The sequence below is a fragment of the Asaia bogorensis NBRC 16594 genome (assembly GCF_001547995.1).
In the GTDB taxonomy this organism is placed as follows: Bacteria; Pseudomonadota; Alphaproteobacteria; order Acetobacterales; family Acetobacteraceae; genus Asaia; species Asaia bogorensis.
This window is the reverse complement of the sequence record NZ_AP014690.1, coordinates 2,527,918-2,548,841: the sequence shown is the minus strand read 5'-3', so window position 1 is coordinate 2,548,841 and position 20,924 is coordinate 2,527,918. Positions and strand designations below refer to the sequence as shown.

Below are 20,924 nucleotides of genomic sequence, written 5' to 3'. Positions count from 1 at the left end.
GCCGCCCCTGAAGTCACGGCAGGGCAATAATGGGGTTAGGGGTGAGCGGGAGCCCGACCATGCGAAACCCTTGCCCTGACTGACTTTTCGGCGGCTCGACCTTGTCCTGGCCGGTTGTGATGACCGGTTCACAATCCGTCGGTTTCGGGACGGCACGGCATCGGGTCGGGAGTCCTGTCTCCAAACCGTGTTCCGAAACAGCCGAGGGGGTTTTCATGACACGGTATGGCTATGCACGCATCTCGACCGATGATCAGACGCATGATCCGCAGCTTCTGGCACTCGAGCGCGAAGGGGTGAGGGAGATCGTGCTCGACACGGTTTCCGGCGGGGTTCCGGCTGCGTCACGACCGGGTCTGTCAGGGCTGCTGGCGAAGCTGCAGCCGGGCGACAGTCTCGTTGCAGCACGTCTCGACCGGCTGGGGCGGACCATGCTCGACGTCATGGGGCTGGTGGGCAGTCTTGTGGAACGTCAGATACGCGTGAGGCTACTCGATGTCGGGATCGAAACCGGTACAGCAAACGGGCAGCTCTTTCTGACCATCCTTGCCGGGTTCGCCGAGTTCGAGCGCGAGATCATCCGCGAGCGAACGCGGGCCGGGCTGGAGGCAGCGCGGCGTAGCGGATCGCGGCTGGGACGGCCTGCGCGGCTGACCGAAAGGCAGCGCAGGCATGTGGTTGAACTGCAGGAGGCAGGAAAATCTTTGCACGAAATTGCGCAGATCATGGCCGTCTCGAAAACCACGATCTGGCGCGCGGTTTCCTGCGAGGCAGAGCGTTCCGGAAACGGAGATTCCGGGACGGTTGACCGGCCCGCCCGGTCGGTCCGATTGACACCGACACGATAATGACCGGTTCCGGGACAGAGAAACGTGGTGAGGGGCTCATAGTTGTGTGTAGTAGGCCATTTGATGGACAGCTAATAGAGGTCCGGTTGGGGGCGGCTATGAAATATTCTTCTCTGCTCGTTCGATTGCGTATGAAGGCCGCTGCGCTCCCTTTGCTGCGTACGATCGGCATGGAAGCGCGACCCGAAATGAAAACCATAGCCGGTATGCATCGACCCGCGACTAGAGATCACGAACACGCCTATATTTCTCCGCCTACACCCTTGAACTTGTCGATGAACGCAGAGATGCGTTGGAACACATCTCTTTTCTTAGTTAGGTATTTTGGATTAAGCGGGCTCATTTTGGGAAGGATCGAGTTCAACTCTGTGCCGTTTTCGCTCGCATATTCGCGCTTGATCGACGTTGCGATGTAGCGCTTGGCGGCCTCCGCATTCAGGTTTCCATCGGTTATCAGCTCTTCCGCTTCCCGGCTTTGTTCGGCCTGAGCGAAGGCAAAAAAAGCCTCAATCACCCCGGCCTTATCCTCTAATTTGTCAAGGTTTGTTTGATTAATAAAATCGACGATGAGGCTTTCTTTGGCGCGGTTACCAATACTAGCGCGAATGACACGACGAGCTTCGTTAACAAGTTCTGACTTGCTTTTCGTTTTTTTATTGCACTCGAAAATCAGCTCAAGAATATAATCCAGATTTATTTCTTGGGATTTCAAGAGGTCGACCTCAAAGACGACATCATCCCAGTCGATCGTTGACTCAACCTGCTCGGTGCCAGCCTTTTCACGGCGAAGCCAATCCCGAATGTCATTGTAGGTCGAACGATAGTCCTGAACCTTTCGGTCAGCAGGCATCTCGATGCTTTTGAGCTCGTCAACGTCATCATCGCTCAAATGATGCCGTTCCTTGAACGCTCCCATCGCTGCGGCGTCATGCTCGTCGATCTCCTGAAGCTCTTTTAGACTAGAGAATTCATCATAATTCTGAAGGATATTCTCAACACGGAGATACTCGCCGAACAGTTTCGCAAAGGCCTTCTTGTCCGCTTCTCTGTCGATGGCGGCGGGATTAGGGAAACGCTCTTCCAACTCACGGACGACATCGATAAAGCCGCGCCGCGCCTCGCCTGTCGTCTGGTCCGTGAAACCTTCCATGTATTCTGAGTAGCTCTTCTCCAGAACGACGTTCTTGGTACTGGCGTTGCCAAAGAGTGTAATCGCCTTGACGGTCGCCTCTTCCAGGTCGCGGAAGGTAACGATGTTGCCGAAGGATTTGGTCGCATCATAAATACGGTTGGTGCGGGAGTAGGCTTGTATAAGGCCATGAAAACGCAGATTTTTATCTACGAACAGCGTATTCAGGGTTGGGGCGTCGAAGCCGGTTAGGAACATGCCAACCACAATGAGCAGGTCAACCTCCTTGGACTTCACCCGTTTCGCCAGGTCCCGGTAATAATTTTGGAAACCCTTGCTATCAACGCTGAAATTTGTTCGGAAACAGGTATTGTAGTCCGCGATCGCGGCATTCAGGAATTCCTTGGCGCTGCTGTTTAGCGCTGAAACCTCAAAACTCTCATCAGGAATGTCGCCAACCGCATCCTGTTCTTCGTTGGCAGCGAATGAAAAGATGGTCGCGATCTTCAACGGTTTATCGCTACCGTTCTGCAGCGCATTCAACTTTTCATAATAGAGCTTGGCTGCATCAACGCTGCTCACCGCGAACATGGCGTTAAAGCCCTTATTGTCTCCATAGAGACGATGCGTCTTGCGGCGGAAGTTATCGAGAATATACTGGGAAATTTCGGCAATTCGTTTGGGATGCTGAAGAGCATGCCGGTTTTCGGCGGCGGTCAGCTTCTTTTCGTCCTGTTCGGTTTCGATCGCTTTGAACTGTGGGCGCACATCATTGTAGTCGACTTTGAACTTCAGCACCTTTTCATCGCGGATCGCGTCGGTGATCACGTAGGAATGAAGCTCGCTTCCGAATACGCTGGCCGTCGTCTCCGCACCCGAGGCATTTTCCGGAAAGATCGGCGTGCCGGTGAAGCCGAATTGACAGAACCGTTTGAACTTCCGCTTGAGGTTCTTCTGTGCCTCACCAAACTGGCTGCGATGGCACTCGTCGAAAATGAAGACGATACGCTGGGTATAGACCGGCAGGTCGCCCTCGCTCTTCATCAGATTGTTGAGCTTCTGAATGGTCGTGACGATAATCTTGTTATCGTCCTTGGAGAGGTTTCGTTTCAACCCGGCTGTACTGTCCGATCCGTTGACGCTGTCCGGCGAGAAACGCTGATATTCCTTCATCGTCTGGTAATCGAGGTCCTTTCGGTCGACCACGAAAAAGACCTTGTCGATGAAGGCGAGCTGCGTGGCAAGGCGGGCCGCCTTGAAGCTGGTCAGCGTTTTGCCTGAGCCTGTCGTGTGCCAGATATATCCGCCGCTTTCCGGCTGACTAAGCGCCCTGCCTTCGAACGAGCTTTTAATCTTTCGTAAGATTCGTTCAGTCGCCGCGATCTGATAGGGACGCATCACCAGCAACGTGTCACTGACGTCGAAAACGGAATAGGTCAGCAACACGTTCAACAACGCGCGCTTCTCGAAAAAAGTCGCCGCGAAATCCTTCAGGTCCCGGATCGGGCTGTTATCGGCCTGAGCCCAATTCATCGTGAAGTCAAAGCTGTTCTTGTCGCGCTTGGTCGTGTTGGCGAAGTAGCGCGTATCCGTGCCATTCGAGATTACGAAAATCTGAAGATACTTGAAGAGCGAATTGTCCGAGTTGAAGCTCTCCTTGCTGTAGCGGTGGATCTGGTTGAACGCTTCCCGAATGGCGACGCCGCGCTTTTTCAGCTCAACTTGTACCAGCGGCAGCCCGTTCACCAGAATGGTCACATCGTAGCGGTTCGCATGAGTGCCCGTCTGCTCGAACTGCCTGATGACCTGAACCTTGTTGCGACAAATATTGGCCTTGTCGACCAGATAGATGTTCTGGATACGACCATCATCAAAGACGAAGTCAAAAATATAGTCGTCGTGGATCTTGCGGGTCTTGTCAGTGCCACTGTCGCTCGGTCGATCCAGATAGGTCTCAACGAAGCGCGCCCATTCCTTATCTGTAAATTGGACCTCGTTGAGAGCTTGCAGCTGAACGCGAACATTCGCCAGCATGGCATTGGTTGATTTCAGGTCGGGCAGATACTCATAGCCTTGATCGTGCAGGTCCTGAACAAACTCGCGCTCCAGGTCGGCCTCAGACTGGTAGCTGTCAGCCGCCTCCCAGGCCCGCACATATTTATCGAGAACGATAAAGCGATTGGTCTCGGCGATCGGCGTCGTCTGCTCAGGCATTTGTGGCCTCCTCCTGCCAATAGCTGTAATTGTTGCGCAGATGATCCAGCAGGAGCTTCACCATCTGCTTTTCTTGCGGTATGGGCTCGGCGATGGCCTCGCTGGAGAGCGTACTATGGCTTGTAAATTGGATGATACGGTTCAGGTAAAGCTGCTGGTCGCCCGGAAGCAGCTCTGACCATCGCGGATAGCCCAGAAAATTCGCTGTCTTTTCATAGAGATTGCGCAGCAGAGTGAAGTGATAGCGCTCGATGTTGTCCGCCGCGATTGCCTGCTCCAATGTCTGCTTGAGGTAAAGATGGTAGGAGAAGCTATGGTTGGAATCGCCATTCTTTGCCTCCAGCTCAAAGCTTCCATCTTCCAGCCGTTTCAGCATGTAGCAGGTTTTGTTTTTCAGCTCATTAAACAACACATTGAAGAAAAGTGGACTGTGTGTCGTGATGATGAATTTCAGGCCGTTCACCGTGTCGCTTCTCTTGATCAGGTCCGCGACGTCGACAGCGAGCTGGATGAGGTGATTCTCATCAAGTGAGCTGACCGGGTCATCAATGAAGATATATTCGAGATCATTGAACTGATCCGTCTCGCGCTCTTCTACTTCGGCAACATTTCGGGTGCTGATGACCTGATCCAGCAAGCAGTAAAAGACACTCCAAATGAAGTTGCTTTCTTCGCCCTTCGATATTTTGAGATGCTCAGGGTTGGTCTCCGGATCTTGCCCCAAGGTGAAGACCACTTCGGAAAATGCCGGAACGGTAATCTCTTTATCGTCCTTATTTTTTATTTTGTATTCTTCATTGAAGATCGGCGTCAGGTTCGGCTGGGTATAACGCTGAAAGACGGTGATGACATTTCGGTCCAGTCCAAGATCTTCGAAGGCGGATTTGGTGAACGCGTTCGGCTGAATTTTGAGCTTGCGCTCCATGTCCCCTTCAAGATCGTTGTCCCAGTAGAACAGATCTTCGGTGAAGGCGTTGTAGTAGAGCACCTTGGGGCGGTGTTCGTCATCCCGGTCCTTGGTCTTCGGGTCGATCAGCTCCCTGAATTCGCGTGACAGCCGAGTCTTGCCTGATGCGTTGAACGCATAGATAAGCTGCACCTTAGGAACAGGTTTTTGTTCCTCTACCTCTTTGGGCTCAATCGGCTTAGTCTCTTTGGTAACCGTTTTGCGGGTGACCTGAGGTGTGCGCAGTCTGTTTGCAATCTCTTCGAGCGTCTGTCCCATTTACGCAGGCTCCGCGTCCGGCTTGCGAAAGCTCAGCAGCTGGTCGCGATAATAAGCATATTGCTTTTCGCGCAACTCGATTTCGCGAGGTAGGCCTTCGCTGATTGAAGTCGTCAGCGTGTCGAACTTGTCGAGGATGGCAACAATGTTGGCTTGTTCAGTCAGGCTCGGGATAGGTATGCCATATTGCTCCACTTCTTTGACGCGAACGTGCGGTACACCGGCACCTTTCTTCATATCATGAAGCTGCCTCTGCTTGTTCTGGAGTAGATAAAAAACAAACTTGGGCAAAAGCAGATTCGATGCAGGATGAACACTAAAGGCGTCTGTTAAAAATATTGGCTGGTTCCAATAACTGACATATCCAGCGTAAGCGCCTGATCGAGCAACGACTACGGTTTCGCCATCACGATTATGCTGACCGTGGGAGTAGGTCGAGATCGGGCCATTCGCAACGACAGGGATTTTACCCTTCTTCGTTTGCTTCTTTGTGATCGCCGTTCCCCTGCGAAACTTGGCGACATCCCCCAGCGTCTTCCACTCCACCTCATCCTCATCAAAAGTCAGAAGTTGGTCGCGGTAGTGGTTGTATTGCTTTTTGCGCTGGGTAAGCTCGGCGGTAAGCTCGGCGGTAAGCTCGGTGAAGCTGTCGAGTATCCGAACAATTTCCCCCTGAATCGCCATAGACCTTTCTGGATCGCCCGGACATGGGATAGGAATTAGAATTTTGGCGAGGCCGTCAGCGTTGACTCGCCTGACCTTTGTTCCTGTAATATAGGGTATCTTTTGCTTCTGAAACTGCTCGCTTTGAAAAAAGTAAGACACGAATTTTGGATTCAGTTTGTGTGAATAGAAGCATGCATCGCTGCTAATTGCGATTTTCTCGTCACCCAACCAGGCAACTGCCTTGCAAACGTCCTCATCGTTTTCACTGGTTGTTGCGATAACTACGTCTCCCGGCGATGCCATGCGGGCTTTTTGGGCAAACTCATTTGAGACGAAACTCTTTGTTGTGTGAGTATATGTCCCGTAATGCATATAAATTTGGCCATAGTGAATGCAGCCCACTCCGGATTCGACGAAGTCTTTCTTTTGAAGCCCGCCCCCGCGCGTGAAAGTTCCCACACGCTCATCGCCCATGGGAATCCAATCTACCTCAGCTCCATCCAGCAGCTTCTTCAGAAAGTTCGCCGCGCTCATGCGTCAATCTCCGCAATAATGGCATCGATGTTGGCGCGCAGCTGATCGATCTTCTCAACCGTGGTTCTGATCTCCTTATTCAACTCGCCAATACTAACAATCTCGCGCGTGTCGCGAGGCTCGATATAGGAGCTGACCGAGAGGTTATAGCCGCGCTCTACGATGGTCTCATATGGCACCGAGGCGGCGACATGATCGACGTCTTCCTTGCGGCCAAAAATCTCCATCACCCGTGCGATGTGTTTGTCCGTCATCAGATTGGTGTTGGTGGCCTTCTTGAAGAATTCCTCCCCGCTGGCGTCGATGAATTGGATGGCCGTGTTGGTCTTGTTCTTGGCGAGGACCAGGATCGTCACCGCTATGGTCGTGCCGTAGAACAGGTTGGAGGCGAGCGCGATCACCGTCTCGACATAATTGTTATCGACGAGATATTGTCGGATCTTCTTCTCTGCCCCGTCGCGATAGAAGATTCCCGGGAAGCATACGATCGCCGCGCGGCCCTTGGCCGAGAGATAGCTGAGCGCATGGAGCACAAAGGCGAAATCGGCTTTTGACTTGGGCGCCAGCACGCCTGCCGGAGCAAAGCGGTCATCATTGATCAGAGTCGGATCATCCGAGCCGACCCACTTCACTGAATAGGGCGGGTTGGAAACGATGGCATCAAAGGGTTTGTCATCCTGAAAATGCGGCTGGGTTAGCGTATCGCCACGCTGTATATTGAACTTGTCATAATTAATGTTGTGCAGGAACATGTTCATGCGGGCGAGGTTATAGGTCGTGTGGTTGATCTCCTGCCCGAAGAAACCCTCTTCAATGATGTGTTCATCGAACTGCTTCTTGGCTTGCAGCAGCAACGAGCCGGAGCCGCAGGCCGGATCGTAGATCTTGTTGACCTTTTTCTGCCCGTGCATGGCAAGCTGCGCGATGAGCTTCGAGACATGCTGCGGGGTGAAGAACTCTCCGCCAGACTTGCCCGCATTGGCGGCATAATTCGAGATCAGGAATTCATAGGCGTCGCCGAACAGATCAATCTGACTGTTGTGGAAGTCCCCGAAATTTAATTCTGCAACGCGCTTAAGCACCTTAGCCAATCGGCTATTCTTTTCCGTGACGGTATTGCCGAGGCGCGTGCTGGTCGTGTCGAAATCGGCGAACAGGCCCTTGATGTCTTGCTCAGACGGATAGCCATTGGCTGAGGCTTCAATAGCCGTAAAGACCTGTGCCAGATCGGTGTTCAGGCTGTCATTGGTGTTGGCGTTGTCCGCTACATTGGCGAATAACTGGCTAGGGTAGATGAAATAGCCCTTGGTCTTGATAGCGTCGTCCCTAATGTCATCAGTGATGACATCATCGGATAAAGCCGCATAGTCGATGCTCTCGTCATCCGCCTCGATATATGAGGCGAAATTTTCGCTGATGAACCGATAGAAGAGCGTGCCAAGGACATACTGTTTGAAGTCCCAGCCATCGACCGAGCCACGCACATCGTTCGCGATGTCCCAGATTTTCCGTTGTAGCACTGCGCGTTGTTCCTGGCCGGTCATCTCTCTTTATCCCTCTTTGGACCGGCTTTACGCTTGATCCAGTCCTTAATATCCACGCGCTGAAACCGCAGCGCGCCGCCAACTCGGAAGCTGATCAGCTCATTGTCGGCCGCAGCCAGACAGGTAGCTGGCGCACAAAACAAGTTTACCCTACATCCGGACGGCCGGGCAATTGGCCGTTGTCAGCAGTGTTCGTCCCAGATCCGGCCCGGTCCGCGCACTGCCTTCGAATAGCAATAAAGATTTGCGCTGGTCATGTTCGCTTTGCGGAAAGCGATCTGGGCAGCGGTACGCCCGATATAAAGCGGAAGCGGACGTCCTGAAATGTCTAGGCTTCTCTGCGTTCACCTGTCGGTAATCGCTAGATCAAGCGTCTCGTAACTGATTGCCTCGACAACACGCTTGAGATTAGGGACGTCAATTGCGGAGGTGTAGTTCATGGTCCCCTGGCTGCGATGCGTCGCTTCATGCCCCAGGAGACGATCAATCCAGATTTCGCGTAGTTCATGCCCGGTATTACGCAGCTTGGTCGAGACTGTGTGCCGGAAGCTGTGGAAACAGACTTCCCTGGGGAGACCGGCTCTGCTTCGCAGACGCGCAAAGGCCTGAGAGAAGCTCGCTGAGCGGTCGCCCGTTTTTGTGACGACCAGATCCGGGAACAGCCAGACCTGATCGGGCTTCATGAAAGACAGAATACCCTTTGCAATCAGCTCAGGGTGGATTGGTACAATGCGTGTGCCAGCTTGTGTCTTTGGGGACCACCCGCTCTCGCTGTGCGGGCGGACCTGGAAACAGGCGATACCTTCCATCATCTCGATATCGGCGCATCGCAGGTTGCAGATCTCACCCAGTCTCATACCTGTATAGGCAGCAATATTGATGATTGCGGCTGCCGTGCGTGCAGAGGGCATGCGGCTCGGCCATGGTGTCGCGCTGAGCTGCGCCAGCTCAGCGTCGCTGAAGCAGCGTCGTTCGACCTTCTTCGTGACATGGTAGTCCCAGCCTGCCCAGATATTGCGTGACACCAGATCACGCTGCAACAGGAGCGCCCAAAGAGCGGAGAGACGAGAGAAGTGGTTCTTGACCGTCTTGGCGCTGATGGTCTCGAGCTTCTCGGTTTCAGCGCGAGCGACCTCGTCACGGATCGAGCGGCCGTTGCGTTCCTTGCCATGGGTGGAGGGAAGGCGGAAGAGGAGATCACGGAACTCGCCTGCCGTCTCGCCGGTAATCCGTTCGACCTCCATGTCGCCGAAGGCATCGATGAACAGGTTAAGCGCTTTGCGCGTGCCGCGTTTCGTATCCTCTGAGCGATTGGTATCTGGATAGATAAAACGCTCCGCAGCCATGCTTACTGTAAGAAGCTTCGAGCGGGAACCAGAGCTTGCAAGCTTTTTCCTCGGCATGGATAGTTTGCGTGGGTCTGGTTCAGCAGTCAGCGGCACTGGGGCGATAGGTTCGCTCTTCGTGGCGGTTCCAATGTCGACGACGATGCTTTTCAGGAGATTGACCTGAGCGGCCAGATTAGCGGCCTCCGCACGCGCTTCAGGCAGATCCTTCTTCACGATTTTCCGCATCGTTTCGAGCCGCTCTGTATCCTTGGCAAGATAGGGGCCGATGATGGAGAGAAAACGCGTCACGAGGTTGTTGAACTCGAGGAAACGTACCTGAACCTCTGTCATTTCCCTCTCATGCTTGAGTTCGAGCAGGCGCATTTCGATGGCATGGGCAGACTCGGTATCGCGAACGAAGCTCTCATAAAAAGTGATGATCTCGTCTGGTGTGGGCGGTCGGGCTTTCGAGTCACTCATGGCGCGCACCTTATCGAAGAACTGTCCGGTCCGGTCATATAGCTGTGCCGCCCGTCTGCGAGCCTCGAGTTTAGCCGAAGTATCAAGCGAAAGGGAGATCTCGGACCGCCTCAGGAGAGGCTGGATATCCTTCGGCACGGCCCTGCGAAAATGGTAGCGGGACCCTATCAGACGCAGCATCAAAATTTCCCATTCTGGGAAGAAATCCGGAAAAACCCCGGTTTGACGCGTTGAGAGCCAAAAAAACCATTAATTTCAATGAGATAGTGGTGCGAACTATGGGACTCGAACCCATACGCCCTTACGGACTCGAGATTTTAAGTCTCGTGCGTCTACCATTCCGCCAAGTTCGCACAGCACGGCTCAGGCTCTAGCACGTGGGGGAGGGGGTGAAAATCCCTTGCGGGCTGCTTGGCCATTATCCCAGCGCCATCAGCGCTGCACCATGCTGCCTGAGCCAGGCTTGTGCCGGCTTGCGGTGTTCATGAAACCGCTCCACCAAAGTCCAGAAAGCCAGGCTATGGTCGAAATGCGTCAGATGGGCGAGTTCGTGCACCATCACGTAACGGCGAACAGATTCGGGCATCATAATGAGGCGCCAGTTCAGCATAATCCGTCCGGTTCGTGTGCAACTCCCCCAGCGCGTGCGGGCATTGCTGCAAGCGAAACGCGAGATCTGGCACGACATTCGTTCTGCCTCATGAGCGAGTTCGGCAGGGAGCATCAACCCGGCCCGATGCCTGAGGAAAACCAGAACACGTTGCTCGAAGCGCTCAATGGGACCGTTGATCCGTAGGCTACCCTTTTCCATAACGGCGCTCTGTCTTTGCTCCGGCGCATGAATCAGGGTGACCGGGTAATCATCAAGCAGGATGGTGCTTCCCGGAACAAGGGCGGTCACAGCTGGCAGGGCATTGAGTCGTTCGCGCACCCAGCTGTCATGAGTGAGCAGAAAGCGTCGCGCATGGGACAGCGGTAAATGGCGGGGGCATGTCACCACGACCTGGCGGTTGGCTCCGTCGATGCGAAGCGAAATGCGCTTGGCACGCGCAGAGTGTCGCCACGTCACCGGGTAGGCGGGTTCTGTCACCAGCGTCGTTTGGTTGAAGGCCGCTTGCGCCGTTTTTTCGCCACGCCGGGGGGAATTTCCGCCGGCCACTCAACGATATGGTCTTCCAGCATCCCGGCTTCGCGCTCGCTAATCATGCGGCCTTTTCCCGAGATTCCCGCTTCGTGCACAGAGTCAGCCGAGCCCGTGCGCAAATGGTGCCAGGCGGGGAGGTCCTGTCCGTCACGGATCAGCACATAGGCGCAGCTTGGCGGCAGCCAGTCGATATCGGCGAGAATTTCCGGTGTAAGCGAGACACAGTCAGGCACCTTGCGAAACCGCGTGGGATATTGCGAGCACTGGCAGGTTTCCAGATCGAGCAGACGACACGCGACATTTGTAAAATGGATCGCGTCGGTCTCTTCGTCGCGCAGCTTGTGCAGGCAGCATTTGCCGCAGCCATCACACAACGATTCCCACTGCGCCTTTGTCATCTCAGACAAGGGGATCACCTGCCAGAAAGGATGCTCGGGATCAGACATGAGTGAACCTGCCGAGAATGAGGCAAGAGGTCAGGGTGGCAAGGGAAATCAGGCCAGAGAGCAGGATAGGGCCTCTTAGCAAGGGAAACCAGAGCAGACGCAAGCGCGCGCGCGGGCCAGCGCCAAGGCCGGAGGCAGCCCGCGTCAGTCCTGCCACCTTTCCTGCCAGGCGCTGGCATATGGGCAGGATGCAAAATGGCGCAGTCAGAAAGCCGCTCAGAAACCATCCCGAATAGTGGGGCCAGTGTGAAGCTTCGCTTCCAAGCCAGAGTGCCGCTATGGCTGCGGCGTAGGCGCTATGGGTAAAAATTGTGTTCAGATGGAAAAATCCGGTGAGACGGGACGCTCCTCTGGACAGGACAGCCAGCAGGATCAAACAGGTGGCCCATCCGGCAACAAGGGCGAGAGCGGCGAGACTCATGGCGCTGCGGTCAGCCAGGTCTGAAAGCGTTTCTGAAGCGCATAATAATTGATGGCCCAGAAACTGTCGCTCACGGACAAAGCGCGAATGTCGCGTCCATCCTGCGGGGCATCCTGCGTGTCGTCATGCAGCGGGGTCTGGTCGCGCAGCATCCTGATCACAGCCTCTGCCTGCTCGGGAGGTACGTTGCGCGGTATGGCCCACGACACTTTCTGGCGAAGGGACTGACGCCATTGCGCGGCGAAGGTGGCTTTCTCTCCCAGATCGGCCAAGCGGTCATGGGGGGTTGAAAGCATCAGGGCAGCGCCGCTGCTCATGATGCGGGTCGCCTCTGCGGGTGTGCGCCACCAGACAAGATAGGGGCGCAATTGATCGAGCTTGCGAAATGCGCGATCTGTCCCTGCGGGAGAGGCCAGAACGGTATAGACGTCGCCGGGTGCAACACCATCAGCCATCAGAGCTATCTCAAGCGTGCCTCTGGGGTCGAGACGCAGGGCACGTTTGCCCGGATGGCGGGCAATATCCCAGAAATCGGCCCAGTTTGGCGCGTCGTCACCAAGTCTGCCTCGGTCCCACGCCAGGACGATACTCTCCTCCCCGGCGGCAATGCCGCAGGGTGAGCCCGGTGTGCTGCGTGACCGATCGCTGATGGGGAGCGCTGGAAGCGTCTGCACTATACCGTCACGACAGGCGGCATACAGGGTGGTGTTGTCGATCATGGCTGCAAGCCATACCGGCTTGTGTGCCAGAGCAGCGTCACGCAGCGTCGTTAGGCTGCCATCCCATTCCTTGAGCGGATAGGGCTGGTCGGGCATCAGCAGGGAATGGGCATCAAGACTGCCTGACAGCACGGCCAGACCGAGTTGTGACGTGGCTGCGTGGGAGAGCTTTCTGGTCTTGGCATGATGGGCAGCATGATGGACATGGTGCCCTGCTGCGGCAGCCTGAAGGGGAAAAGCGGTCGACAGTACGGGCAGGCACAGCGTCACGAGCAGCATCCACGCGGCCTTGTTCAAGGCAGCATGGGACCGGCGGTCAGGTCTGGAAGGGGAGAGTGACGCGTGCAGGAAACAGCCTTCCTGTTGAGGGAAATTGATCGGAACGCCTCTTATAGATCGTCTTTCATGGGAAAGGCCACAGCCTGACTGGCCTGCCATGCGAGTTGTAGTGTTGCGCCGGGGGTCATCTGCCGCGTCGACTGGATGAGCGGACGCCGCATTTCGATTTCTACCCCGTCAGAAAGGCGTAGCCGCAAGCGCATCTGTTCGCCGGTATGCAGTACCGATTGGAGCGTTGCAACAAGAGGGGCGGGGCCTTCTTCATCCCCGCCGGATGCGGCGAAAAGAGGCGTCATACGATCAGGGCGGATGCACAGCACGCAAAGGCTGTCATCTTGCAGATCGGCATCGGCCAGAGCTTCCACCACGCCGCCACAGGCAAGATGAATCGTGGCGATATCGTCCTCAATCGACAGAACGCGACCTGTCAGCAGATTGGCTTCTGTAAAGAGGGAGGCGACCCATGGGGTTGCCGGACGGTCAAGCAGGGTGCTGGCACTGGCACATTGAACAAGGGTTTCGCGATCGAACAGGGCAATGCGTCCCCCAAGCCATACAGCGTCCTCACGATCATTGGCGGCGTAGATCAAGGTCAGTCCGAGAGCCTTGTGAAGCTTCGCGATCAATTGCCGTGTCCGGCCAATCGCACGCAGATCAAGGCCGGACAGGACATCGTCAAGCACCAGCACAGATGGGTTGCATGCGAGCGCGCGCGCCAGTCTGAGCCTGACATCATATTCCGGTGGCAGGGTGTCGGCTCGCGTCGAGGCAAAGCCATCGAGACCGAGCAGGGCGAGAAAATGGCTCACGCTTGCACGGATCTCATGGGCGGCCATGCCACGTACACGAAGCGGAAAAGCGATATTGGCAGCGACCCCGAGATGACCAAAAGCAGGCTCGCGACGGGAAACAAGCACGATAGGGCGCTGCCCCGGAAGGGTATCGCTGGCGTCCAGACCTGCAAACGCCACGCGTCCGGCGGCAGGTGCGACAAACCCGCCCAGGATATCGCAGAAGAGGCTCAGTGTTCCGGGGGTTTCAGCAAGCAGGCTCAAAGCCTCGCCCTTCACGAGGTTGAGCGAAAAGCCGTCGGCCCCCGGGGTGAGCGCGAGCGAATGAACCGACAGGGGCGACCGATTGTCCCCCGATGAACCTGACATGAAACCTCGCCTGAACTCAGAACGTTATATCCGAAACCATAAGATGCGGTTCAGACCGTATGAGGAGTTGTGACATGAGCAAAACTGACGTCAAGAAGTCTGTCGACAATGCCAGCAAATCGGCTCAGGAACAGATCGACAGCCTGAAGGACCAGCTGGAGCAGCTGCTCAAGGATCGTATCAACCCCGCACTGCTGGATGTTGCCGGACGGGCCGATCAGGCCGTGGCCAATGCACGAGAAATCACTGACGTGCAGCTTCACAATGCCGAGGCTCGTGTACGCGCCCGCCCCATCGCTGCAGTTTTGATTTCTGCCGTCATTGGCTTTATTGCAGGACGTGTCTCCAAATAGGCTGTCTTCTCTCTCGGGCAAGGCGGCCTCCTGTTCCAATCCGTTTCAGGGTTGGATGTTCGGCGGCTACCCTGCCCGGGTTGATCTCTGGCGGGTTCGCCTCTGGCACGTCCAGCACTGGCACGACCACACCGTAAAGGCTTGCGAATCTCCATGAAGGTCATTGATGTCGGGCAGGAAGCCCTTCAGGCTCAGGGCGAAGTTCTGCAGCGCGTCGCAATGCGTATCGGCCGCCGCGTGGCCTACTTCATCATCGCTGCCATCTTCGGGCTGTTCGCGCTTGTGTCATTCCACGCTGTCCTGTGGGCCTTCGCTTTCAGCGTGCTCCACTTCTCGGCTTTCGCCTCAGCGTGTTCGGTGCTGGGGCTCGACCTGCTCTTTGTCATCATCTTTGGCTTGCTCGGCACGCGCAATATCGCTGATCCTGTCGAATTCGAGGCCAGACTGCGTCGTGATCGCAAGATGATCGAATTCAAGCAGACACTGGCTCTGTCGACCATTGCCGGGTTACTTGTCGGCCCTATTGGTCGCTTTACAGGCAAGCAACTCTTCGAGATTCTGCGCAATATTTTCACCCGGCGGTAAACCTGCTAACCGCGTTGTGAGGTTTGTTGCCTCGAATCTAATGCAAAATTCAGGTTTGCCTTCTGGCGGCGAACCTGGCTTTCCCCTATGACCTTCCGTTAGTTGCCTCAGGCGTCAGGTCCGGGGCTCATCCGGGTTCGGTCAGGTCGTCCGGTGTCTGCGCCCCGATAGCATTGCGGGAAATTCCGCACCTTATGCTTTCGGGCTTGGCTCTCTCCCTTCTGATCCCGCAAGGTTGATACTGGAAGGAGGAGGGAGGCTGATGCTCGCGGAATTCGATCTTTTCGGCGTGTTCATATCTCCCATCGCCGTCTACTCTCTTGCCGCTATCCCCGTAACGCTTTTCATCCGGTTCCTCCTCTGGCGCACAGGCGCCATCGAGTGGTTCTGGCATGTCGCCCTGTTCGAAGTGGCGCTCTATGTCTGCGTGCTTTGCCTGGTGGTGCTCTATGTGTGAGGTCGAGAGGCAACGTGGCACCCCGCCCGCCTCACAGAGGCGTATGATGGGTTATGTCGCCTGTGGTGTCTGGCGATCTCCCATGCATGCTGCCTGCTTTCCCGCCCCGAATAACCTGGCCTCTTACAAGGAAATTCCTCCGTGTTGCTCGCTCGTACACTGATCCGGGTCTTTCTGACATTCGCGGTGCTCGGGGTGACGATCCTGCTGGGCTACACGCTGTGGGAGACTTACATGATCGCACCCTGGACGCGTGATGGGCGCGTTCGCGTGTATGTGGTCGATGCAGCGCCTGAAGTGTCGGGGACGGTGGTGAGTGTGCCGGTGCACGACAATGATTTCGTTCATCGTGGCGACCCGCTTTTCGTGATCGACCCGGTGCGGTTCCGCCTCGCGATCAAGGAGGCGGAGGCCCATCTGGCGAGCGCGGAGGAAGATCTGAAGCTGCGTCGCAACGATGCCAAGCGTCGCATGGGATTAAGCGGTATCGTCTCGGCTGAAGAGCAGGAAATCTACAATTCCAATGTCGAGACGCAGGAGGATGCGGTCAATGCAGCGCGTGCCACGCTCGATGTGGCGAGGCTGAATCTCCAACGCTCCATCGTCTACTCGCCGGTTGAAGGTTACGTAACCAACCTCAATCTGCGCGTGGGTGACTATGCGCATGAGGGGCAGTCCCGCATGGCGGTCATCGATGCTGACAGTTTCTGGATCAACGCCTATTTCGAGGAAACGAAGATGTGGGGCGTGCATGTGGGCGACGTCGCCCGCGTGAAGCTCATGGGCTACCGCGAGATCATTCCGGCCCATGTCGTTTCCATTGCCCGCGGTATCAACGACCAGAACGGATCGCCGGACAAGCTGGGACTGCAGGATGTGAATCCCATCTTCACCTGGGTCCGTCTGGCGCAGCGTATTCCCGTGCGTATCCATCTTGATCGCGTGCCGCCCGAGGTCATTCTGGCGGCCGGAATGACCTGCACGGTCACGGTAGGCACCCCGCCACAGGGGCAGCGGGGCCGTCTGACCACCTGGCTGCAGAACCATCTCTGATCATGGTGTCTCTCCCCCGCAGGCTTTGCGCCTTCACTTTTGCTGCCTCGCTTCTTGCCGGATGCACGGTCGGGCCCGCCTACAAGCCCGACCGCATGAAACTGCCCGATGGCTTCGTCGAGACCGATCACGCGGCCACCGCAGAGGAAATCGCCCGCACTGAGGCCGAGATGAAGGAGTGGTGGGGGCAGTATAACGATCCGCTGCTCAACCGGCTCGTGGCGCAGGCCATCAAGGGCAATTATGACCTCCTCATTGCCGACCAGCGTATTATCGCCGGTCGCGCCATGCGTGAAGAGGCAGCCTCCGCCTGGTACCCGCAGCTTGATGTCAACGCAGGCGGTGGCTCAAGTCGGTATTCCATAAATATCGACAACTGGCCGATCAGACCCGGCAATCCTCAGAACCGGCCAGAGGCATCGGTCCTGACCTATGGTGCCCAGGCCAGCTGGGAGATCGATGCGTTCGGACGCATCAGGCGCGAGGTCGAGGCGAGCGAACGCGCCATCGATGTGAGCATCGAGGACCGACGCGCCACGTTGATGACGCTGCTTTCGGATCTGGTACGCGCCTATATCTCGCTCCGGGGGGCGCAATTGCGTTTCTCGATCGCGCAGGCCAACGTCAAGAATGCCCAGAGCGAGGTCGATCTGACCAAACGTCTCTATCTGGAAGGCATAGGCAACACGCTTCAGACCGCACAGGCGCAGAGCGAGCTCGATAGCGAACTGGCTTCGCTCGAACCTCTCAAGGCCCAGATCGACACGCTGAGCCACGGGGTAAGCGTCCTGCTGGGCGATATGCCGGGCGATCTCAAGGCAGAACTTGAGGCATTGCCCAATGGGACAGCCTCCCTGCCGGTCATGCCGCGCTTTCCGGCCACATTGCCCTCAATCGTCGTGGCCAATCGCCCCGATATTCGTGCCGCCGAGCGGGGCTATGCCGAAGCAACGGCTCGCATCGGCGTGGCCGTAGCCCAGCTCTACCCCAAATTCTCGATTCCCCTGACATTCAACCCGAATGCCTCCGCCATGTATCAGGCGTTTCAGGTCAATGCGATGAGCTGGTCCTTCATGATGCTGGCAACCTTGCCGGTCATGCACGGGGGGCGTTTCACCTCGCAGGTGGTCGAGGCGCGCGCACGGGCCGAGGCCAGCCGTCTGACCTATCGCAAGACCGTGCTCAATGCTTTCCGCGAGGTCGAGGACGCCATGACGTCATGGCTGCATAACGACCATTATGTCGCCCAGCTGCATCAGGCAGCAACCGATAGTGGTCTGGCAGCTGACAGGGCAAGGCGGCTCTATGCAGCGGGTCTGACCGATTATCTGAATGTCCTTACGACGCAGCGCACCTTGCTGGGGGCTCAGGACCGTGAGGCAGTGGCCCGTACGGCCAGACTGCACGATTCCGTGGCGCTCTACACGGCGATGGGCGCAGGGTGGCAGGGTGTGGCGATGCTCGATACGGCCTTGCCCATCGATGCGGCAAAGCAAAGTATCCTTGCAAAGGCCTTCTCGCGCTAGCTCACTTGAATTGCTGGCAATGGTCACAATATACAACTTATGAATTCTGTAGTATTCACGGAAAGCAAGGAGAAACAGGCGTGAAAGATCCTTATGCAGCGCTTGGCCTGACGCGCAGCGCCACGGATAAGGAGATCCGCAGCGCCTATCGCAAGCTCGCCAAGGAACATCATCCGGACCATAATCCGAACAACAAGAAGGCTGAGGAGGCCTTCAAGGCCGTTGGTGCCGCCTATGCCATTCTGGGCGACAAGGAGAAGCGCGCGCGCTTTGATCGCGGTGAAATCGATGCCGAGGGGAACGAGAGAGGGCCCTTCGGTGGCGGTGGCTTTGGTGGCGGCCAGGGTTTCCATGGCGGCGGTAACCAGTTCAATCAGGAAGATCTGGGGGCCTTTTTCTCGGAGATGTTCAGCGGCGGTGGCACCGGCGCCGATTTTGGTGGGGGGCCATTTGGCGGGCGTCGTCGGACGCGCCGCGGGGCAGACCGATCCTATACGCTGACAGTCTCGTTCGAGGATTCCGTACTGGGCACGACGAGCCGTGTGACCTTGCCCGAGGCAGGAACGGTTGAGGTCAAGATTCCTGCCGGAATCGAGGATGGTCAGACCTTGCGCCTGAGTGGCAAGGGTGGTGCCGGTATGGGAGAGAATGCCCCTGCCGGTGATGCGCTCATTACGATTTCGGTGACGCCAAGCACGACCTATACCCGCGATGGTCGCGATCTCAGGGCAAATGTGCCGGTTGATCTGGAAACAGCCATTCTTGGCGGTAAGATCGTGATCCCGACGCCCAAGGGGCAGGTGACCATGAAGGTGCCTCCCCATTCCGATACCGGTACGGTGCTGCGGCTGGGTGGCCGTGGTGTCGCCGAGCGCGGCCAGCACAAGGCGGGAAACCTGTACGTCACACTCCAGGTCAGGATTGGTGACGTCGATCCCAAGCTCGAAGCGTTCTTTGCCGAACAGCGCGCGCAGCAGGCTGAGGAGGCCTGATAACGGTGGCGAGGCCCGGTTTTTTCGACTGGAAGCTGATCTTCACCCGTGAGGTGATGGGGGCCATTGTCGCCCTTCTTTCCACCGCATTGCTCGTGGTCCTGTGCTATGGCGGCATGAGGATCTCGGGGATCTGGGCCGGACTTTAGTCTTTCCATCACGGGGGAGTGTGATATCTCGGGTCCACTGATCTGATTTCTTGACCCGGACCCCTCCTCATGAGCGCATCCTCTCTCACAGAGCTTCCGACGCGACGACAGGCCTTCTCGGTCGTCTTCGCGATCGAACTCTGGGAACGTTTTGGCTATTACGGCATGCAGGCCGTACTGACGCTCTATCTGGTTCAGCGTCTGGGGCTGAGCGACGTGGCAGCCAATGTCATGATCGCCGCCTTTGTTGGTCTTACCTACATCACCCCGGTTCTTGGCGGCTTTGCGGGCGATCGCATCCTTGGCCCAAGGCGCACCATGCTGATGGGTGCGTTTGCCTTGGTCTTCGGTTATGCAGCGCTTGCGCTTGCTGACCAGCATCGCTCATTGCTGTTTTTCGCCATGGCCCTGATCTCGGCAGGGAATGGCCTGTTCAAGCCCAATGCGGCCAATCTGGTACGTCGCATCTATGAGGGCGACGACGCCGCGCTCGATGCCGCGTTCACCATCTATTACATGTCGGTCAATGTGGGCTCGACCGTCTCAATGCTCATTACCCCGCTGCTGCAGGATCGCTATGGACCTGCAAGCGCCTTCCTGACCTGTTCGGGCGGTCTTGTCGTGGGTTTGGCCTATTATTTCTGGCGTCGCCGCTGGATCCATCACGCTGGCTCAGCGCTGGATCAGGGGCCTTTCCAGCTGAAACCGTTTCTGACTGTGTTTGGCGGGTTTGTACTGACCGTGCTTGTGCTGACAGGCATCATCGCGAGTCCCGGGATCGCACGGCTCTGCGTCTGGTGCGCCACGGCGGCCATTGCCTTCCTGTGGGGGCGTCTCTACTGGCGCTCGGGCAATGCAGCCCGACCCGGTTTACGCCTGACTTTCCTGCTCTGTCTGGAGAGCATGGCCTATCTGATTTTCTATCAGCAGATGATGACATCGCTTACGCTTTTTGCGCTGCGTGCTGTCGATGGTGATCTTCGTATCGGTGGCGTCACCCTGGTGCATCTCAGCGCGGGCCAGTTTCAGGCGCTCAATCCGATCTGGATCATGCTGGCGAGCCCGGTTCTGGCAGCGCTGTATAACCGTCTGGCCCGTCAGGGGCGCGACCTGTCCCTTGCGCACAAGATGGTGCTTGGCTTCGGCCTCGTGACGCTGGGCTTTCTCATCTGGTGGATTGCCGCTTCTCATGCCCAGCCTCTGGTTTCGGCTTGGGTCATGGTTCTGGGTTACGGTCTGATCTCGATTGCCGAGCTTCTGACTATGGCGCTGGGGCTGGCGATTATCGCCCGCTATACCCTGCCCGAGAGCAGTGGCTTCATGATGGGGTCGCTCTATCTGCTATGGGGCGTGGCCATGTACGCTGGCAGCCTGGTTGCCAATTTCGCTGCGGCCACAGGCACACCGGCGACGGGCGCTGCTGCGGCGGCGCTCTATGTGCCTCTCTTCCGCGATCTGTTCGTGGCAGGGTTGATCCTGACAGGTGTTCTCGTATGCCTCTTGCCGCTGGCGAAGCGCTGGGATCGTGAGCATGTTCTGGCGACAGGCCTGCACGCCAATCCTGATGCCCGCCCCGCCATGCCTGCCGAAATGGAAGGCTAGTCCTCCCGGG

The 20,924-nt window shown here is 56.8% G+C and carries 19 protein-coding genes, 1 tRNA gene and 1 pseudogene; 9 read left to right on the top strand and 12 right to left on the bottom strand.

Features of this window, described 5'->3' with window-relative positions; translation table 11 throughout:
- The first annotated feature begins 215 nt into the window (after positions 1-215).
- Positions 216-848 carry a recombinase family protein gene (locus tag Asbog_RS11195; protein WP_083510999.1) on the top strand — a complete coding sequence of 211 codons (633 nt, stop codon included), beginning with the start codon at positions 216-218 and terminating at the stop codon, positions 846-848.
- Positions 849-1,089: 241 nt separating this feature from the next.
- Here the strand turns inward: Asbog_RS11195 and Asbog_RS11190 are convergent, their stop codons facing one another.
- The 12 genes and pseudogenes from Asbog_RS11190 to Asbog_RS11140 all read right to left on the bottom strand — a co-directional run bounded on the left by Asbog_RS11190 (position 1,090) and on the right by Asbog_RS11140 (position 14,197).
- On the bottom strand, positions 1,090-4,191 hold the full coding sequence (locus tag Asbog_RS11190; protein WP_062165198.1) for a type I restriction endonuclease subunit R: 3,102 nt from the start codon (positions 4,189-4,191) through the stop codon (positions 1,090-1,092).
- Positions 4,184-5,416, bottom strand: coding sequence for an ATP-binding protein (locus Asbog_RS11185; protein ID WP_062165197.1), 1,233 nt, complete (start codon positions 5,414-5,416; stop codon positions 4,184-4,186). The genes Asbog_RS11190 and Asbog_RS11185 overlap by 8 nt, the downstream gene beginning before the upstream one ends.
- Positions 5,417-6,616: a restriction endonuclease subunit S gene (locus tag Asbog_RS11180; protein ID WP_062165196.1), complete on the bottom strand. Its 1,200-nt coding sequence runs from the start codon at positions 6,614-6,616 to the stop codon at positions 5,417-5,419.
- Positions 6,613-8,160: a type I restriction-modification system subunit M gene (locus Asbog_RS11175; protein ID WP_062165195.1), complete on the bottom strand. Its 1,548-nt coding sequence runs from the start codon at positions 8,158-8,160 to the stop codon at positions 6,613-6,615. Before Asbog_RS11175 ends, Asbog_RS11180 begins: the two co-directional genes overlap by 4 nt.
- 344 nt (positions 8,161-8,504) lie before the next feature.
- Entirely contained in the window at positions 8,505-9,968 is a 1,464-nt protein-coding gene (locus Asbog_RS11170) for a tyrosine-type recombinase/integrase (protein WP_146926333.1), read from the bottom strand.
- A 15-nt stretch (positions 9,969-9,983) separates the two neighbouring features.
- Positions 9,984-10,148, bottom strand: a pseudogene (locus tag Asbog_RS14800) (DUF6538 domain-containing protein); the annotation flags it as partial.
- Positions 10,149-10,235: 87 nt separating this feature from the next.
- Positions 10,236-10,321 (bottom strand) — tRNA-Leu (locus tag Asbog_RS11165).
- Between the two features lie 65 nt (positions 10,322-10,386).
- Positions 10,387-11,058 (bottom strand): M48 family metallopeptidase, encoded by a 672-nt coding sequence (locus Asbog_RS11160; RefSeq protein ID WP_062165194.1) that lies wholly within the window; start codon positions 11,056-11,058, stop codon positions 10,387-10,389.
- Positions 11,055-11,558, bottom strand: a complete 504-nt coding sequence (locus tag Asbog_RS11155; RefSeq protein ID WP_062165193.1) for a YcgN family cysteine cluster protein — start codon at positions 11,556-11,558, stop codon at positions 11,055-11,057. Before Asbog_RS11155 ends, Asbog_RS11160 begins: the two co-directional genes overlap by 4 nt.
- Positions 11,551-11,979, bottom strand: coding sequence for a hypothetical protein (locus tag Asbog_RS11150; RefSeq protein ID WP_062165192.1), 429 nt, complete (start codon positions 11,977-11,979; stop codon positions 11,551-11,553). Before Asbog_RS11150 ends, Asbog_RS11155 begins: the two co-directional genes overlap by 8 nt.
- Positions 11,976-12,995, bottom strand: coding sequence for an extracellular solute-binding protein (locus Asbog_RS11145; RefSeq protein WP_171840691.1), 1,020 nt, complete (start codon positions 12,993-12,995; stop codon positions 11,976-11,978). Before Asbog_RS11145 ends, Asbog_RS11150 begins: the two co-directional genes overlap by 4 nt.
- Before the next feature lie 92 nt (positions 12,996-13,087).
- On the bottom strand, positions 13,088-14,197 hold the full coding sequence (locus tag Asbog_RS11140; protein ID WP_062165190.1) for an ABC transporter ATP-binding protein: 1,110 nt from the start codon (positions 14,195-14,197) through the stop codon (positions 13,088-13,090).
- Between the two features lie 74 nt (positions 14,198-14,271).
- On the opposite strand from Asbog_RS11140, the gene Asbog_RS11135 reads away from it, so the two are divergent.
- The 8 genes from Asbog_RS11135 to Asbog_RS11105 all read left to right on the top strand — a co-directional run bounded on the left by Asbog_RS11135 (position 14,272) and on the right by Asbog_RS11105 (position 20,914).
- On the top strand, positions 14,272-14,550 hold the full coding sequence (locus Asbog_RS11135) for a hypothetical protein (protein ID WP_023980010.1): 279 nt from the start codon (positions 14,272-14,274) through the stop codon (positions 14,548-14,550).
- A 153-nt stretch (positions 14,551-14,703) separates the two neighbouring features.
- Entirely contained in the window at positions 14,704-15,135 is a 432-nt protein-coding gene (locus Asbog_RS11130; RefSeq protein WP_062165189.1) for a hypothetical protein, read from the top strand.
- Between the two features lie 262 nt (positions 15,136-15,397).
- On the top strand, positions 15,398-15,592 hold the full coding sequence (locus Asbog_RS11125) for a DUF1656 domain-containing protein (protein WP_062165188.1): 195 nt from the start codon (positions 15,398-15,400) through the stop codon (positions 15,590-15,592).
- Positions 15,593-15,733: 141 nt separating this feature from the next.
- A complete protein-coding gene (locus Asbog_RS11120; RefSeq protein ID WP_023980007.1) occupies positions 15,734-16,645 on the top strand; it encodes an efflux RND transporter periplasmic adaptor subunit in 912 nt (303 codons plus the stop codon).
- Positions 16,646-16,647: 2 nt separating this feature from the next.
- Entirely contained in the window at positions 16,648-18,171 is a 1,524-nt protein-coding gene (locus tag Asbog_RS11115; RefSeq protein WP_062165187.1) for an efflux transporter outer membrane subunit, read from the top strand.
- A gap of 80 nt (positions 18,172-18,251) precedes the next feature.
- A complete protein-coding gene (locus tag Asbog_RS11110) occupies positions 18,252-19,163 on the top strand; it encodes a DnaJ C-terminal domain-containing protein (RefSeq protein ID WP_062165186.1) in 912 nt (303 codons plus the stop codon).
- A 5-nt stretch (positions 19,164-19,168) separates the two neighbouring features.
- The gene (locus tag Asbog_RS14585; RefSeq protein WP_162993523.1) at positions 19,169-19,312 is read left to right on the top strand and encodes a hypothetical protein; all 144 of its coding nucleotides are present in this window, start codon (positions 19,169-19,171) and stop codon (positions 19,310-19,312) included.
- 69 nt (positions 19,313-19,381) lie between these two features.
- The gene (locus Asbog_RS11105) at positions 19,382-20,914 is read left to right on the top strand and encodes a peptide MFS transporter (protein WP_062165185.1); all 1,533 of its coding nucleotides are present in this window, start codon (positions 19,382-19,384) and stop codon (positions 20,912-20,914) included.
- Positions 20,915-20,924: the final 10 nt, after the last annotated feature.

Coding starts and splice junctions, on each gene's coding strand:
- Asbog_RS11150 (WP_062165192.1), bottom strand. CDS start 11,979: ATGAGTCTCGCCGCTCTCGCCCTTGTTGCCGGATGGGCCACCTGTTTG.
- Asbog_RS11195 (WP_083510999.1), top strand. CDS start 216: ATGACACGGTATGGCTATGCACGCATCTCGACCGATGATCAGACGCAT.
- Asbog_RS11125 (WP_062165188.1), top strand. CDS start 15,398: ATGCTCGCGGAATTCGATCTTTTCGGCGTGTTCATATCTCCCATCGCC.
- Asbog_RS11185 (WP_062165197.1), bottom strand. CDS start 5,416: ATGGGACAGACGCTCGAAGAGATTGCAAACAGACTGCGCACACCTCAG.
- Asbog_RS11155 (WP_062165193.1), bottom strand. CDS start 11,558: ATGTCTGATCCCGAGCATCCTTTCTGGCAGGTGATCCCCTTGTCTGAG.
- Asbog_RS11105 (WP_062165185.1), top strand. CDS start 19,382: ATGAGCGCATCCTCTCTCACAGAGCTTCCGACGCGACGACAGGCCTTC.
- Asbog_RS11115 (WP_062165187.1), top strand. CDS start 16,648: ATGGTGTCTCTCCCCCGCAGGCTTTGCGCCTTCACTTTTGCTGCCTCG.
- Asbog_RS11180 (WP_062165196.1), bottom strand. CDS start 6,616: ATGAGCGCGGCGAACTTTCTGAAGAAGCTGCTGGATGGAGCTGAGGTA.
- Asbog_RS11135 (WP_023980010.1), top strand. CDS start 14,272: ATGAGCAAAACTGACGTCAAGAAGTCTGTCGACAATGCCAGCAAATCG.
- Asbog_RS11140 (WP_062165190.1), bottom strand. CDS start 14,197: ATGTCAGGTTCATCGGGGGACAATCGGTCGCCCCTGTCGGTTCATTCG.
- Asbog_RS11190 (WP_062165198.1), bottom strand. CDS start 4,191: ATGCCTGAGCAGACGACGCCGATCGCCGAGACCAATCGCTTTATCGTT.
- Asbog_RS11175 (WP_062165195.1), bottom strand. CDS start 8,160: ATGACCGGCCAGGAACAACGCGCAGTGCTACAACGGAAAATCTGGGAC.
- Asbog_RS11170 (WP_146926333.1), bottom strand. CDS start 9,968: ATGAGTGACTCGAAAGCCCGACCGCCCACACCAGACGAGATCATCACT.
- Asbog_RS11130 (WP_062165189.1), top strand. CDS start 14,704: ATGAAGGTCATTGATGTCGGGCAGGAAGCCCTTCAGGCTCAGGGCGAA.